Source organism: Arenibacter hampyeongensis (assembly GCF_002909255.1).
Classification (GTDB): domain Bacteria; phylum Bacteroidota; class Bacteroidia; order Flavobacteriales; family Flavobacteriaceae; genus Arenibacter; species Arenibacter hampyeongensis.
In genome coordinates this window covers 136,043-153,253 of sequence record NZ_PIOB01000002.1, presented here as the reverse complement: position 1 = coordinate 153,253, position 17,211 = coordinate 136,043, and the positions used below count along the sequence as shown (strand labels likewise).

Below are 17,211 nucleotides of genomic sequence, written 5' to 3'. Positions count from 1 at the left end.
CATTGAATCCATTAGTTCTTTATGCATTTGTTCTCAGTAAAACTATTAAGTGAGATAATTAAAATAAACAGTTAAATGAAAAAACTTATTTCACCCAAAGCCTTATTCCAGGGCCTATTATTGCTGTTTATAGTTTCTTGTAATCCTGCGGTCCGGAAAGAAAAAACTAATGTAGTATTGCCTATAATTCCACAGCCCCAAGAGATTCAAGTGTTTGAAGGGTCATTTGTTATGGATTCCATGACTCAGATGGTATTTTCAACAGAAGAACAGCACGGAGTTGCCAAATGGTTCAATAGTGAGCTAGAGAATTTGGTTGGGTTGTCTTGCCGTGTTGGAACAGAATCATTAAAGAGGAATTCGATTGTATTAATCGAGGATAGTTCCATGGCCAACGAAGCATATCTGTTGGATATTAATGACACAGGGATAACTATAAAAGCCTCTTCGGAGGCTGGATATTTTTATGCCTTTCAAACGATTTTGCAGTTAGTTCCTGTTTCTGCGGAAAAAAATATGTTATCAGAAATTAAGTTAGATCATCTTACCATCACTGATCAGCCCAGGTTTAAATGGCGGGGAGTTCTTCTGGATATTTCGCGACATTTCTTTGGCCCTAAAGTAATAAAGAAATTAATAGATCAGATGGCTGCTCAAAAATTGAACAGGCTGCACCTTCATCTTACGGATGATACTGGATGGCGAATAGAAGTAAAGGAATATCCCAAACTTCATGAAATTGGTTCTTTGGGAGATAGGACCGATCCTAATGGTCCAGCTATGTACCTTACCGAGGAAGAAGCCAGGGATATTACGGCCTATGCAAACGAAAGGCATATTATGATAATCCCTGAGGTGGATATTCCTGGTCATTCGGGAGCAATAGAAAGAGCTTACCCAGAATTTAGTGGTGGCAATAACACTTTAAATATTGCGGATGTGGATGCAATAAAAATGATAGAAACGGTAATTCTGCGTTTGTCCAAACTTTTTAGCACTACTTATATCCATTTTGGAAGCGATGAGGTAAGACAACATAATTGGGAGGGAAGACCTGATATGAGGGCCAAAATGAACGAACTGAATCTTAAAGATCAACACCAATTTGAAGGCTGGTTCGACCGAAGGATGGCTGATTTCATTGTCCGGTCCGGATTAAAGCCGGTAGCCTGGGACGAAGCTTCCATTTTTGGTATAAATAAGGAGACCACCTTGCAATGGTGGCGTGGAGAGTTTCCCGAAGTACTATATACTGCTGTTGAACAAGGTTATGATATTATTTTATCCCCTGTAGACTTCCTTTATTTGGACTATCCCTCTGATTTAAAAGAAGCAGGTGCACAATGGGAAGGATTACACAATGGACCAAATTCATTGGAAGCATTATATAGATGGCAGCCAATTCCAGAAACTTTTAACGATACTATGTCTGCCCGTATTATTGGTATTGAGGCCGGTATCTGGACCGAATTTATTGCCGATGAAAAGCGATTGGAATACATGGCCTATCCAAGGCTATCTGCAGTAGCTGAAAAGGCATGGACCTACGAGGATAATATTGATTGGGAATCATTTCAAGAAAGATTGTCCATGCAGTTCTTGAGATATCAAAGGGCGGGTATTAATTACCGCATTCCGAATATTGGCATTGATGAACGTAAAATACTTCAACCAGAAGCATTTAATGGGCCAATAAGCGAGTGATCCTTAAAAAAGGACATGGATCCACACTAACCATTGTCAAAGATGATGAATTATTTATTCGGAGTTGAGCCCGAAGCAATATGAACCCGAGGACTATCCAATTCCACCATCACTTTGTCAGTAGTGGGGTTGTAGGATATCCAAATCCAGTCTAGTGATAATTTCATTAGTAGAAATCTAAACTCTGTTGATTTTTAACTATTTATATTCTAGTTTTAGACGTCTTTGTATTTATAATCTGTAATTATCTCACGTATGGTGGTCCTATAGAGTCGCGATATGCTCAATATCTGTAATATTTCGTAGATACTGTGATTCCATCTGAGTTTGTTCCCGAATATGGACACAAAACAATATGAGAGGATGGCGCAATAGAACTTTATCTTGACTACGGTGACAGTTGTTCACCAGAACGATTTAGTCCTAAGGTGGGATAGAAAGGTAAACTGTACTTAGAAAAAGTAGCGAATATGGCGTATGAAATAATACCTTTCGAAAAGGACAAATTTTAACTAAAAACCGAGGAAAATCGGATTAAATTTACGAAAAATAAGGACAAAATGGATAGAATGTTCTTGAATTCAAAAGGGAACAAAATAATTGCCATACTGACGGAATAAACCTCTTAACAATGGCTCCCTCGAAAGGCCGTAGTCCAATTCCTAAAAGTTCAAAAAAAAGATTGTTTTTCCATGCCCTAAAGGCGGAAGTCGGGCAACCCTTCCGTTCCATCCTCTCCATACGCCGATGTTTCACATGTCCACTAGGAAAGTCTTTACGTTCCAGTTTTTCCCGACACCCTCCTAGCCGCGGGAAAGTACAAGCTGAAAAGACAGCTTGACCTTTCTTCTCCCCAACCACGACCATTCATATTCGTTGTAATATTCCATAGCCTCCCGGTTGCACTTGGAACGATTAAATACACCAAAGAATAAAAAATAAATGGATTTCTGCGGTCACGATATATGGATATATGCATATATGCAAATATGAATATATGGAAATATATACATAGGTAAATAGGATTTGTGTAATCGGAAGGTATTTTTGTTTTAAAGTATGGCCATATCCGATCAACTCGTTTTGAGTAATTTAACCTTTAAAAGAAATTGTCAATATTATCTTCGGAGAAGATAGTCAATATTATCTTCGGAGAAGATAGCAAGTTATGTTTTAAGCAACTTAAAACTCCTACTTCTGTCGAAGTGAAAACGGTGTCTGTACCAGAAAGGCGATAAAAATCGAATGAGAAAACGGCAATTAATAAGACAGGATAAAACTTTTTAGGGAGAAGAAACGTGAGCATTACCTAACGCCTAGTTTCAATGGTTCGGAACTAGCTGATTTAAAATACGGCACCCTAAGGCATGCTTTTTTGTGCATAGGGGGAATAAGGGAAATGAGACAAATTCTACTTCACCAATATAAATCCATACAAAACTTATTAGAAATCTATTTTTACATTAAACACTTCATGTAAAAATTAAATTTCCAATCTTTCCTGGTATCCATCCATTATATGCGTAGGGAGATTTTTAATATATATTTCAGTTGTACTAATATCGCTGTGCCCGAGCATTTTGCTCAGCGCATTAATGGGAACATCATTTAGTATAAGATTCGTAGCCATGGAATGACGGCTTACATAACTTGTCAAATGCTCTTCAATTTCACAAAGCGTGGCAATCTCTTTTAGTCGTTTGTTATATCGCTTTCTTTCCCATTGGATGTCCTTAAACTGATCTTGCATTTCTTTGCGCTTAACAATGGGAAAAATATAATCGGTTTTGTCCTTGCCTATCAAATAACAATCCATAATCGATGATAACTGTGGAGTTACCTTAATATCGTAATATCGGGCGGTTTTTTGTCTACGGTACTGGATGCGTCCATCAATGATATTATCCAGTTTTAAAAAGGCCATATCAATAAATGAAATGCCGTTCATAAGGTAAGAGCACAAAAAATAATTCCGGGTGTTGAACAAAGGGGTGCCGGGTTCTAATTCCAAATCAAGGATCCGTCTTATTTTTTCTATGCTGATCGCCCGTTTTGCCGTTGGCTCGGATTTTATCTTGTATTTCCTAAAGGGATAAGAATCCGCAGATACTACCCCCTGATGTATGGCTTTGTTGTATATGGCTCTGAACGTTCTCATATACATGGATAATCCATTTATACTATTTCCTTTTTTCAAATGTGCCGTCTCAAATCGTTTAAGATAAGTGTAGGTCATCTCTTCAAACCGGAGAGACTCCTTTTTGTTGAAATTCTTCAATGAACCAAGGGCACATCTATAGGCTTTAGCGTTCCCGAAACGATTCGCTTCTTCCATCTCACTTATTAATCGATTGGTAAAATCAAAAAAGGAAATTTTGTTGGTCGGCCTGGTCAAGGTGTTTTTGAGTTCGGTGATGCTCAGCCCTTCGAGCTGTCCATTTTCTTCCAATTCATTTATCCCATCCCTTAATTCGGTTTTCTTCTTGACAAGGAGGTTATTTAAACGCGCAACGGACGAAACGCCATTATAGGTTCTTTTGACCTCGCGATTCTTATTGTTCCAATACTCGGGAGGAACGGCAAATCCAGTTGCAATGGCAATCGTCTTTCGATGGTGGCTTAGTCTAAAGATAATCGGGCACATACCATCTTTGCGCTTGCGCCTAGTGTCCATGGAAAGAGTGATGTTTGTCTTCATATTCTAAAGATATAAAAATTTGCACTCAATTTGCACTCAAAATCGGGTATTATATGGTTTAATATGAATTCTTATGAAATATATATAATTGATAATCAATATTATACATATATTTTGAAACAAATAAATTCAATAATCACCCGTCTTCTAAGCAGGCGGTCCTAGGTTCGAATCCTAGTGCCATCACGACACTCTCAAAACCACGCCTAAAGGCGTGGTTTTTTGTTTTATGGAAAGGCCGAACAGCGTTCGTAGCCTTGCAATAAAACAAAGAACTCGCAGTGCTAGCTGCGCGGTTTTGAATTTGCAACATTGATGGGATAGGATCACCGCAGGTAATCCTAGTGCCATCACCAATAAAAACAAAGCTTAAGAGAGATTGGAGGCCTTTTTTATTTGGTAAAAGGCTCAGATTAGGCACACTTTTATATTTTAACGTTAGAAAACTAGTGGTATTAAAATTATTGAAATATCTCTAAATATTTAATAATCAATATTTTACTTATTTTTTATTTTGAATAGTATTTGCTTTTGGAAATCAAAAAGCAGGGGGTCACTAATTATGGTCATGTAATGTTTTCGGTTATGATTAATATTTAAATCGGCGGAATAAAATGCGTCAATTTTCAACCACTCCGAGAAACACAATTCATATATACAGGGGTGCTTTTTGAGGAGGAATTTTTATTGAATTGGGAGGAGGCGAAGCACATTATGGGAAAGGAGAGTGTTAGGTGAATTTAGATGGATGTACTACAAGTTGTAATTTATATTTATAATAAATAAGTTTGGAAATTTTACTGATTCGCGGATATATCCTTTTAGAATTTATAAAGTAACTGTTGTTCCCCCACAGTATCAAGGTTAAACCCCTTTGAATTTGAAACCTACTAAATAAGTTTATCTAATCCAATGAAAAGCTAGGCGTCCAATAAATTGAAAGCCTAGCTTGTATTGGGCAAATATAGAAGTATAGGGATAAAGCAACGACATGATCCCTTAGATTTTATTTATTGGTATTGCCTATAATGGTGGGTTAAATTTAAATTTTACGTATTATATGTCAAATTTTATCCCTTGGGCCAAGGGTAAATCTGTGCTATAATTTACTGTACAGGTCTGTCTGCGCATGTAGGCCTTCCAAGAATCGGAGCCACTTTCACGGCCACCACCCGTTTCTTTTTCACCCCCAAAAGCTCCACCGATTTCTGCCCCTGATGTGCCTATATTCACATTGGCAATACCACAATCGGAACCCGAGTTGGATAAGAAGGTTTCTGCTTTTCTCATATTCAGGGTAAATATGGAAGAGGATAATCCTTGGGGTACATTGTTCTGTATGTTAATGGCTTCGTTCAGGTCTTTATATGAGGTTACATAAAGAATTGGAGCAAAGGTTTCCTGTTTCATAATTGGCATATCGGGTTCTGCCTTAATAATTGTAGGCATTACGTAACAGCCGGAGGTATATTTTTCTCCATCCAAAACTTGGCCGCCATAAACAAGTTCGCCGCCTTGGTTCTGGGCTTTTTTTACCGTATTTAAATAAGCCTCTACTGCCATGGTGTCAATTAATGGCCCAACATGGTTATTTTCATCCAAGGGGTCACCTATACGTATTTGACCATATGCTTGTTTTAATTTCTCCAATAGGGATTCGAATTGACTCTCGTGAACAATTAACCGTCTAGTAGAAGTACAACGTTGTCCAGCGGTACCCACGGCACCAAAAACAATCGCTGGAACTGCGTGATTTAAATCTGCGTCTTCAGCTACAATTATGGCATTGTTACCACCTAGTTCCAATATAGATTTCCCCAAACGTCTGCCAACTGTTTCAGCTACGCTCTTTCCCATTTGGGTAGAACCCGTTGCGGATATTAAGGCTATGTTTGGGTCGGAGGACATTAATTTTCCAATAGCGCGATCCCCTATGATTACATTGGAAATTCCCTCCGGAAGGTCGTTCGCTATTAATACCTTTCTGAAAATTTCCTGACAAGCCATTGCAGAAAAAGGAGTTTTTTCAGATGGCTTCCAAATACATACATTTCCACATACCCATGCTAGTGCAGCATTCCATGCCCATACCGCTACAGGAAAATTAAAGGCGGAAATAATACCTACTACTCCCAATGGGTGCCACTGTTCAAACATTCTATGGCCTGGTCTTTCTGAATGCATTTGCAGACCATACAACTGTCGTGATAGGCCCACAGCAAAATCACAGATGTCGATCATTTCCTGAACTTCTCCATAGCCTTCCTGTAGGCTCTTTCCCATTTCATAGCTTACCAATTTTCCCAGGTTTTCCTTTTCCTTTCTAAGAGCATCCCCAAACTGACGAACAATTTCTCCACGATGGGGTGCTGGCATGGCTTTCCAAATTGGAAATGCAATTTGGGCTTCAGCCATTAGGGCCTCATAATCATTATTTTCTGCAAGGTTTACGTCACCAATCGATTTGCCATCGACAGGGGATTTAATATTTAGCTTGTCACCCTTACTTACCCAATTTTTCTGCCCGCTACTGACGCCGTAAAAAGGTGTTTTTAACCCAAGATCTTCAATTACTTTATTCATATTTACACATTATTAGTCTGTTCCCTATACGTACTTTCAAATATTTTGTCGGCGTTGGCCGATTCAAATCCATCCCGCCTATGTACTCTAGTAAAGTTTATTGTCTTACCATCCTGATACGCCGGTAAAGGGAGGCGTTCCGCAAATTCTACATAACTTCCTGCTATTAGCGCTTTCTCTCCGCCACTAAATTCCGCCTCCACCATTTTGGCGATGGTGCTACTTTGCTTTAAAAGTCCATCTTTGCTTGTTTTGATCTTACCTCCAGAAGTGTTCAATTTTATATCTATGGATTCCAAAAACTCATTGAATTTTTCAATGGTATTGTAGGCCTTCGGAAGATCATGAACACTTATGGTGTAATGGTTTAAATAATACCGGTTATAAATTACCCATGCGGCATATTCACTTTCATCTGCTAAGGTATTATAATCAGCCAACGATGGCATATTCCATAATGGTTTATAAAAAAATTGTCCAACCTGTTTAGTGTCGTCCAGGTCAATTTGATCCACTGGGTCTATGGTAATATCCTGGGTATACTTTTTAATTATTTTCTGGGCTTCCTCTGAAAGTTCGGAAACCCTGAGTTCGCTCATAAAAATTCGCGGGTAATGGTCTTCCGGTGGTGCGTACCAATAGGCATCCAGTTTTTTTCCTTCAAAATAGTAATAATCCCTTTTTTCATATCCGTAATGCAAAAATATTTTCTCAAAAGAAGCTATTCCCAAATTCGGAACACCAAGGGTCCGAAAGGCGATATGATCGTTTACTATCTCACTTTCATCTTTAATAACGCCACTTGAAACCATGGCCTTACTTATTTTCTGCACATCAGGTACACGTTCTCTATAAGGAGTAAACAATGCTTCCAAAATATTGTCCAAAGCTGTATTTCTCTTGGTTTCCATATCAGATATTATTATTATTAAAGGAACAAATTTAGTTGTACATTTGATTTTAAACAATTCTTATTACTTCATAAATGATAAGTATAACTAATCAATTGGAACTTCGTCCATTGCGCTATTTTTTGGTTTTGGCAGAGACATTGCATTATAGGAAAGCCGCCGATATCCTTTTCATTTCGCAGTCGGCCCTAAGCCAGCAAATAAAACAATTGGAGGCTATTTTGGGGGTGACCCTATTCGACAGGACAAATAGAAAGGTTGCCCTTAGCAGACCTGGCCAACTATTGGTAAAAGAGGCACAGCTTATTCTTAAACAATTGGAAGATTCCATGGAGCGTTGGCAATTGACCCATGATGGAGTAATAGGGCAATTAAAAATTGGATTCGTAGGTTCGGCCATGCAAATGTACTTACCGTCGATTTTAAAGCAATTTGGAAAGAAATACACCAAAATAAATTTCTATTTGGAGGAGCTTACCAATACAGAGCAGATTAGGGCCTTGGAACATGAGGAGCTTGATATAGGTTTCATGCGCTCCAATATAGTATCACCAGATCTTCGAATCAAATCTGTTTATAAGGAAAATTTTTCGCTGGTTTTACCTGAAGATCATTTTATAACAAAAGACAATTTTAAGCATATGGGACAACTTTCTGAGGAGTCCTTTATTCTTTTTCCCAATGAAAATAGCCCAATGTATTTTCAACAGATTCAGAATTTATGTGCAGATCAAGGGTTTAGTCCCCGTATATCCCACAAGTCCATACACGGTCCTACTATTTTTAAGTTGGTGGAAAACGGCATGGGAATTTCCATTGTTCCCAATTCGCTTCGTGATGAACATAATTATAAGATTAAATTCTTGGAACTTGACAAGGTGCCACATAGGACCGAGCTTTTTGCCGCTTGGAAAAAAAATAATACCAACCCTGCCTTGCATTATTTTTTGGAATTGATTTAGTTGATCTTAATCAATCTAAGTGAATCATTATTTTTGGCCACTAGGAGGGAAGTAACTTTGGAGTTCCCAGAACGAATGCCCCTAATTTTCTTTACATCCCCGTCAATAAAAAGGCCACTTTTGGTATGTGGCATAGTAGTAAATAACGATTTTCCATTTCCCTTCAATAGCATACCTATGCTGGCATCGTTTCTAGGGGTCTCTACCTCTGTTTGATACAAGTTCCCTGCAACTAGGATATCATTTATACCATCGCTATCAAAATCTTGAATATAAATATCGTTTATGGCCGATACCTGTACCTCATTAGGCAAGTTATGAATATTAAACTGACCATTTCCTGAATTTTCCAAGTATACAGATGCAAATGAACTAACTTTCAGATGCAGGGCCTCTTTCAATTTTTCTTCGTCATATACTTGATCAAGCTTCGCCGAACCAAAACTATCGTAAGTTGGAAATTTCTCTTTAATGAATGGCATTTGCTGGGAAGAACATTCACGCCCTCGTAAGGGAAATAGGTTTCCCCTGTCGTAATATCCCAAAACAATATCGTTGGTTCCATTATCGTCAAAATCCGTGGAGTACACCTCAAAAGGAGCATCTTGGGAGGCTTTATACTTGGAATTCAATCCCAAGTTGCCCACAACAAAATCCATATCCCCATCCCCATCCATATCCGAAGCTTCTATGCAATTCCACCAGCCTTGACTTTGCGGTAAAATGTCCGGACTTGGTTCCAATCGGCCATTCTTATTTTTGTAAAAGCTGATTCCGGTCCATTCCCCCACTACAATCAAATCTGTTTTGTTGTCTCCGTCATAATCCGTCCATATGGCATCGGTTATCATTCCTGCATCTTGTAGGGCAGGTGCCTTTTTTATAGTAACATCTTTGAAAAAACCATTTACATTTTCCAATAGTTTACTGGTCTGGGAGTAAGGATATTTATGTGGAAACATGCGACTGCCCACGAATAGGTCTAAATCACCGTCTTCATCAAAATCGCAGGGTTTTACAGTACTGCCGCTAATAGTCATTTTGGGTAGTCTATCGTTCGATTTACTAAAATTACCTCCATTATTAATGTATAAACGATCCTGGTACATAGAATTATCAGCTTCCCACTCATTTCCACCGCTTACTACATATAAATCCAGGTCTCCATCATTGTCGGCATCAAAAAATTCAGCGTCCACATCTTCGAATTCCTTGTCTCTGGTCCAAGTAGTACCCTTCCAAGGGCTGAAAGAACCATTCCCTTCCTGGAGATACAAAACCCCTGCGTATCCTTTTGCTCCCCCTATGAAAAAATCTTCTAAACCATCATTATTTACATCCCCAGCGGTAAGGCCAGGACCAAATTGGGACATTTTGTGAGGAAGGAGAATTTCAAGGGAAAAGTCATCGTATTCATTTTCAATATGGACATGTTTAGCTCCCATTTCTTCAGTGATATCTCTAAAAATAGGCGATGCAATGTTTTTAGTGTTTTGATCATAGGTTACCGCATTCTTATATTCTACCGTTATTTTTTGATTTAGGTGCAGGTTCCTAAATGTTTCACTTTTCCCATCGGGCCATGTAACGATGGCATTTTTTATAATACTCTCTTGGCCCAGGCCGAAATGTAATATTGGCTCCACTGCGGATTGATAGCCCCTGGTTGGGTAGTTCTCGGCCATTTGAATACCTTTTTCAGTTTCTAACAAAATTTTAGTACCAATACCAAATGGATTGTTGTCATTTCCTTTAAACTGAAATTGAACATAGTTTACGGATGCATTGTTTCTTAAGACCGTAGCCTCCTCATCTATGTTGTTGATTACCAAGTCCAAATCCCCATCTAGGTCCAGATCGGCATAGGCTGCCCCGTTGGAAAAAGTTGGTATGTCCACACCCCAATCTGTCATTGCTTTTTCAAAAGTTAAGTCGCCCTTATTTTTGAAAAAATAGTTGTGGGTTTTCCTCTGTGGTGTTTTATTTACCAAATCCTCTATCACTTGGGACATATTCTCACCATTTTTTTGGGCCTCTTCCAAGCGCTTGATCTTGTATTTTCTAAAATCATTATTCCTAAAATCCCTTTTAAGTCCATTGGAAATGAAGAGGTCTTTTAACCCATCATTGTCAAAATCGGCAAAAAGGGGCCCCCAACTCCAATCCGTATTGGAAATACCTGTAAGTTGCGCTATGTCCCCAAAGGTCCCATTACCATTATTCATTTGAAGTGCATTGTACATGTATTGGTAATGGAATCCATTTTCAACAGCATGATTAAAAGCCTTGGGATTCATGCCACTCATACTGGTTTTAATACCATAATTGTCCTCAGCAACCATGTCCAAGGAAATAATGTCCAAAAGGCCATCATTATTGAAATCGGCAATATCGGTTCCCATGGAAAAATGTGAAGTATGTCCCATAGAATTCTTTAGATTTTCTGAAAATGTGCCATCCCCATTATTGTAATAGAGATAGTCCTGCTCTATATAATCGTTGGCGACATATATATCAGGCCACCCATCCTGGTTTAAATCTCCTATGGAAACACCTAGTCCAAAGCCCAAAGAATTATTCAATATTCCGGCCTTACTGGAAATATTAATAAATTTGCCATTATCATTACGGTAAAGTCGGTCTCCGGACAATTCGTTATTTTCATTCTTATATTTTTCAGGGTTATCAGTGTTTATTGGGGATACGTTGTGATTCAATAAAAACATATCCAAGTCTCCATCCTTGTCAAAATCGAAAAAAGCAGCTTGGGTACTGTAACCTGAAAAATTAAGTCCATATTCCTTAGCGGCTTCCGTAAAGGAGCCTTTCTTGTTGTTTATGAACAAGAGGTTTTCTCTATTTTCGGCCTTTCCTTTACCAGATTTGCATACATAAATATCCAACCAGCCATCGGCGTTCACATCTGCCATGGTAACCCCAGTTGTCCACCCAAATGTACCTGCTACATTTGCCGTTTTGGTAATATCTTCAAATTGAAAATGTCCATTGTTTTTATATAGCTTATTTTCCTTTAGATTGGAAGTGAAATAGATATCTGGCAAGCCGTCATTGTCAATATCACCTATAGCGACACCACCTCCGTTATAAAAATACTCATAGACCATACTATTCATGGCACTACTTTCAGGTATTTCGTTAACGAAGCTTATTCCCGTTTCCACTGGGTAGATAGCAGTGAACAAGGGTTCTTCCTCAGTATTAATGACTCTTGATTTATTTTCTCTCCCGTTGTTACATGACTGTAATACTAAGACTAATGACAGTAAAATATAGAATTTCGAATTACTTAAATTTAGATCCATCTTCAACAGGTTTTTATTACAGAAATAAAATGTAAACACCTAAAGATAATTAAACCTTTAGGCGCTTACGTTAAAAAAACTAACTCAAAATCAACTCTTTATTATCTTTTGCTACCAGCCTGTATTTTGATTAAGGTTTGAATTGATATTCAATTCTTGCAGGGGTATTGGAAATACAATATGCTTATCGGTAAAATTATCCGCATTGGGCTTGCCATGGTTCAACATAGTGGTTTTAATCGATTCCGTAGCGGTACTGCCACGCTGCCATCTGTAAAGGTCAAACCAACGAATACCAAACTCCATGGCCAATTCTACAGGACGTTCGTGGTGTCGGATCTGATTTCTTAATTCGTCTTTACCCATGCTGCCCAAAGGAACAGCATTACTCCTGGCTCTTACCTTATTTATCTCGATTATAGCCTCGGGAGTCTTATTGTTTTCATTTAAAGCCTCTGCATACATTAAAAGCACATCTGCAAAACGGATGATAGTAACATTTGTACCATTATAAAAGTCCTCATCGGCATTGAAGGAGTATTTTTTAAAATATTTTGGATGGTTTAAATCCGAAGCAACATCGCTGTAGGATATGTTTTCACCTGCTTCCATACTATACATTTCAGAATTGGGGTCATCAAAGAAAATACTTTCATAAACCCGCTCACTAGGATCTCCGTTGGCATCAAGATCGGTTTTCATTTCATCTACAAGCCACTGCGATGGAAACAATAGTTCCCAACCGCCAAATGCAGCAGGGGCAATTTCAAAATTGAAAACTTGGCGTTCATCATTACCATTGGAACGATCACCTGAAAACTGTACTTCAAAAATACTTTCAGGTCCATTTTCTGAATTTCCATTGAAGTTATCTGCATAGTTATCAAGTAGATCATAATCCATGCCTACAACTTCGGCCAATTTTGTTTCTGCTTCGCCCCATTTCTCTTGAAATAAATAGGCCTTGCCCAATAGTGCTTTGGCGGCACCTTGGGTAGCTCTACCTTTCCAATCTGAAGAGTGTTCTAACAACAATTTTGGTTCTGCCTCTATGAGATCTTTTTCTATCTGTGCCCAAACCACGGATTTAGGGGCTTGGCTTGGAAATAAATTATCCAAATCCACCTCAAAATTTAACATAAGAGGCACATTTTCAAATCCAGTGGCCAACCAAAAATAATAATAGGCTCTTAAGAATTTAGCCTCGGCTACAATTACATCCTTAGTTTCTTGTGACAGGGCTTCCATTTCTGGTACTTGCTCCAGAATTTGATTGGCACGACCAATACCTGTATAAGCCGCTTGCCAAATATTATAAGGCCCACTCTCCTCAGTGGTATTACTAAAACTGGCCAAGGTTCTCCCGTAAGTTTCTGCAGTATTGTTTATTATATCATCACCACGGTACGCCATTGCAACATAGATTTCCTCAAAAAAGGTCCATTTGCTGCCATCTGCCCCGTGTAAAGCACCATAAGTTGCGGTTAGGGCCTGTAAGGCGTGGCTTTCAGTTTGCCAAAAACTCGAATCGGTCAAGGTTTCCTTATTTGCCACTTCTATAAAATCGTCGCTACAGGATATCAAAGAGCTTATTGTTAATAAAGCAATCAGTATATATCTATTTTTTTTCATTATCGTAATTTTTAAAAATTTAACGCTGTCCATTAAAGTGATAGGTTTATACCTAAAATAAATGATTTGGATAGTGGGTAAAATCCTCTGTCCACTCCCTTGGTAAATGTTCCTCCATTTCCAAGTCCTGGATCAAAACCGGAATAGTCCGTAACCGTAAATACATTGTTTGCAGTAACGTATAACCTCATTTTGGAAATGGTCAATTTGTTAATTACGGATTCCGGCATGGTATATCCTATCTGAATGTTCTTTAACCTAAAATAGGAACCGTCTTCCAGAAAGTAGCTGGAAGGCCGAATGTTGTTGTTAGGATCTCCAAATGCATTTCTAGGAATACTGCTTCCCGCATTCTGAGGTGTCCAGGCATTTAATAAATCGGGTGACATATTTTGCCTATCGGTTCTATACAACCACATTTTTACACCATTGTAAATTTCATTTCCTTGCGTACCTTGAAAAAACATACTTGCGTCGAAATTTTTATAGCGCCCCGTAAGAGTAATCCCATATTCAAAATCTGGAAGACCGCTGCCCAAGAATTGTTTGTCATCATCATCCAACGCACCATCCCCAGAAGTATCCAAGAATTTTAAATCTCCAGGAGCCGCGTTAGGTTGAATACCATGGGCATCTATCTCTGCTTGGTTTTGGAATATTCCATCTGCTTTGAACAAGTAAAATCTTCCAATTTCACCACCCACTTCGGTACGTGTGGTAGGGAAATTGTTAAACTCAATAAAACCATCTGTAAAGGATTCGTTGGCCACCCCCAGTTTAGTTACCTTGTTTTTGGAACCGCTAATATTTGCAGTTATGTCATATGAGAAATCCTTATTGTTTTCACTGCTGTAAGTAGTAGAAAATTCCCAACCTTTGTTTTCTAGATTACCCCCATTGGTCAAAGGGAACGTTGTAATCCCTGAACTTGCGGGAATTGGTATCGACACCAACATATCCGTAGTTTTGGAAATAAAATAATCAAAGGAACCTTTAATACGGTTTTGTAGGAATCCGATATCCAAACCAATATTCGTTGTTGCCGTTTCTTCCCATCTAATGTCCGGGGTTGGCAATGAAGTGCTAATGGCACCTACAACTATGGGCTGACTGGCGCCTTCACCAAAGGGATAGTTTAGTTGCTGCCCACCTGAAGAAATCCTAGATAGAAATAAATGCTCTGGGATAAGTTGATTTCCTAAAGTTCCGTAACTAAACCTAGGTTTTAACATACTGATCAGGTCTGATGAGAAAAAATCCTCATTATGTACAGCCCATCCCAAGGATACGGAATAAAATGTTCCATATTTATTGCTTTTGCCAAATCGGGAAGATCCGTCACGTCTTACACTAGTCTGCACATAGTATTTGTTGTCGAAGTCATAACTTAATCTTCCAAAATACGATTGCAATGAATTTGTGGAATTAAACCCAAATGAAGATTCGTCTCCTATACCGGCACTCAATGCCAATAGCTGATCTGAGGCAAGTTCATTATTACTGCCACCTACAGATCTAAACTCACTTTTTTCTCTGGAAATACCCAACAATACATCAATGTCGTGCATCCCAAAGGATTTATTGTAATTTAAAGTGTTGTTCAAAGTCCAACTGGTAGTTCTAGATCTCGTTTCAGTTAGGAATGGATTTTCATTTACTGCCTGTGGACCAAAGTTAAATGATGGTATGAAATCTGAGAAATGGGTATTCTCTATGTTGGCCCCATATTGAAATTGATAGCTTAAGCCCTCAATTATTTGAAGTGTAGCCGCAACATTGAATTGCATATAGTCATCCTGGTTTCTGCGGTCTTCCAATTCTGTTGTCCCAATAGGATTGCCCGATCCCAGTCCAGCTGCCGGAGTGGCAAATCCATTTGTGGAATTCGGATCATAAATAGCCTTGTGCGGCAATTGGGAATAAATGTCCAAAAACGGAGAAAAACTCGCGTTTCCACTTCCTATGGGTTCAAATATACCTTTGGTATTTTCCCTAGTGTAACTTATGCCCGGAGCAATTTTAAGACGGTCGTTGAGCAATTGAAAATCCATATTAAAACGAGTACTCAATCTGTCAAATCCCGTATTGATGACCGTCCCTGAATTTTCAAAATAACCGCCAGAAAAACTGTATTTCATTTTCTCTGTTCCTCCGGAAATTCCCACATCGTGCTTTTGCTCGAAAGCGTTCTGCAAGTATGCATCTACCCAATTTGAATCGGAAAATTGTTGATTACCGGTTAGATACGGAGCTGGGGTTTCACCAACATTGGAATATGCTTCCAATTTTATTTGGTTGTGTTGATCCCTATTGGCCACATCTACATTGTTCTTTACGGATTGTGTACTTAGATAGGAATTAACGGTAACTCTCGGTTCTCCTGTTTTACCCCTTTTTGTGGTAACAATTATTACCCCATTGGATGCTCTTGAACCATAAATGGTGGCTGCCGATGCATCTCTAAGAATACTGATGTTCTCTATATCCGCTGGATTCAGATAAGACAATTCCCCTGGTATTCCGTCTATAACAAACAAGGGGTTATTGTTTCCAATAGTCCCTAGGCCCCTTACCCGTATAACAGGATCCGCTCCGGGTGCTCCGGTAGCGGTAGACACATTAAGTCCAGCAACCTGTCCTTGAAGGGAGGTCCCAACATCCGCTGTTGGAATTTTTTGGATTTCAGCCACATCCACTGAGGAAATGGCAGCTGTTACCTCGGTTTGTCTCTGGGTGCCATAACCTACCAAAATTACCTCATCCAAACTTTGTGCATCCTCCTCAAGAATTACATTTATTACCGTTTGGCTGCCCACTACAACTTCCTTGGTAATAAAACCAAGATATCTGAAAATTAAAGTGGTTTCAGGTCCGGCTACCTCAATGGTATAATTACCGTCAAAGTCCGACTGTACCCCTTGTGTTTGATTTGCTTTAACTGTAACAGAGGCGCCTGGCAGTACTACTCCAGTATTGTCTGTAACAGTTCCCCTTACTACCTTGCTTTGTGAAAAGGATCTGGTGGTAAACCCGAACGAAGCAAGCATAAAAAGCAATAAAAACAGACCGTTAAAACGATGGTTTTGATTTTTTGATTGTTTTTTTTTCATATTATTAAGTTTATGTTAGTCATTGCCCATATTCCAAATTTTGGCATGAGCTTAAGAGTTCTCAAATATTATTTTATTATTACATAAAACCTCATAAATCACCTTTACATGACCTTTACATCCTTCTTAAAAGCGGTGAATTGCCTGAGTTTAATGGGATATGGCTGCATATGAAAATTGTAAAGAGGAGCTGGGTTTTATTGGGGAATAGCAATATCCATGGCAATGCAGGGAAGCAGGTGGGGAGTAGATTAGCCTACTTTGAAAGGTAAGTTTATAAATGTAGTT

General features: G+C 38.7%; 8 protein-coding genes. 2 read left to right on the top strand and 6 right to left on the bottom strand.

Annotation, left to right across the window (positions count from 1 at the left end):
* Positions 1 to 75: 75 nt before the first annotated feature.
* Positions 76 to 1,704, top strand: coding sequence for a beta-N-acetylhexosaminidase (locus tag CWD91_RS05640; protein WP_103440010.1), 1,629 nt, complete (start codon positions 76 to 78; stop codon positions 1,702 to 1,704).
* Positions 1,705 to 3,187: 1,483 nt separating this feature from the next.
* On the opposite strand, the gene CWD91_RS05630 is transcribed toward CWD91_RS05640, so the two are convergent.
* The 3 genes from CWD91_RS05630 to CWD91_RS05620 form a co-directional block, all read right to left on the bottom strand.
* The gene (locus tag CWD91_RS05630; RefSeq protein WP_103440008.1) at positions 3,188 to 4,402 is read right to left on the bottom strand and encodes a site-specific integrase; all 1,215 of its coding nucleotides are present in this window, start codon (positions 4,400 to 4,402) and stop codon (positions 3,188 to 3,190) included.
* 1,056 nt (positions 4,403 to 5,458) lie between these two features.
* Complete coding sequence (gene amaB, locus CWD91_RS05625) at positions 5,459 to 6,985, bottom strand: L-piperidine-6-carboxylate dehydrogenase (protein WP_103440007.1); 1,527 nt, start codon at positions 6,983 to 6,985, stop codon at positions 5,459 to 5,461.
* Between the two features lie 2 nt (positions 6,986 to 6,987).
* On the bottom strand, positions 6,988 to 7,896 hold the full coding sequence (locus tag CWD91_RS05620; RefSeq protein WP_103440006.1) for a DUF1338 domain-containing protein: 909 nt from the start codon (positions 7,894 to 7,896) through the stop codon (positions 6,988 to 6,990).
* A gap of 74 nt (positions 7,897 to 7,970) precedes the next feature.
* Between CWD91_RS05620 and CWD91_RS05615 the strand changes: the two genes are divergently transcribed.
* Positions 7,971 to 8,858 carry a LysR family transcriptional regulator gene (locus CWD91_RS05615; RefSeq protein ID WP_103440005.1) on the top strand — a complete coding sequence of 296 codons (888 nt, stop codon included), beginning with the start codon at positions 7,971 to 7,973 and terminating at the stop codon, positions 8,856 to 8,858.
* Here CWD91_RS05615 and CWD91_RS05610 read toward each other — a convergent pair.
* The 3 genes from CWD91_RS05610 to CWD91_RS05600 form a co-directional block, all read right to left on the bottom strand.
* Positions 8,855 to 12,181: a VCBS repeat-containing protein gene (locus CWD91_RS05610; RefSeq protein ID WP_103440004.1), complete on the bottom strand. Its 3,327-nt coding sequence runs from the start codon at positions 12,179 to 12,181 to the stop codon at positions 8,855 to 8,857. The genes CWD91_RS05615 and CWD91_RS05610 overlap by 4 nt on opposite strands.
* Positions 12,182 to 12,292: 111 nt before the next feature.
* Positions 12,293 to 13,813 (bottom strand): RagB/SusD family nutrient uptake outer membrane protein, encoded by a 1,521-nt coding sequence (locus CWD91_RS05605; RefSeq protein ID WP_192877641.1) that lies wholly within the window; start codon positions 13,811 to 13,813, stop codon positions 12,293 to 12,295.
* Between the two features lie 32 nt (positions 13,814 to 13,845).
* Entirely contained in the window at positions 13,846 to 16,923 is a 3,078-nt protein-coding gene (locus CWD91_RS05600; RefSeq protein ID WP_103440002.1) for a SusC/RagA family TonB-linked outer membrane protein, read from the bottom strand.
* Positions 16,924 to 17,211 lie beyond the last annotated feature (288 nt).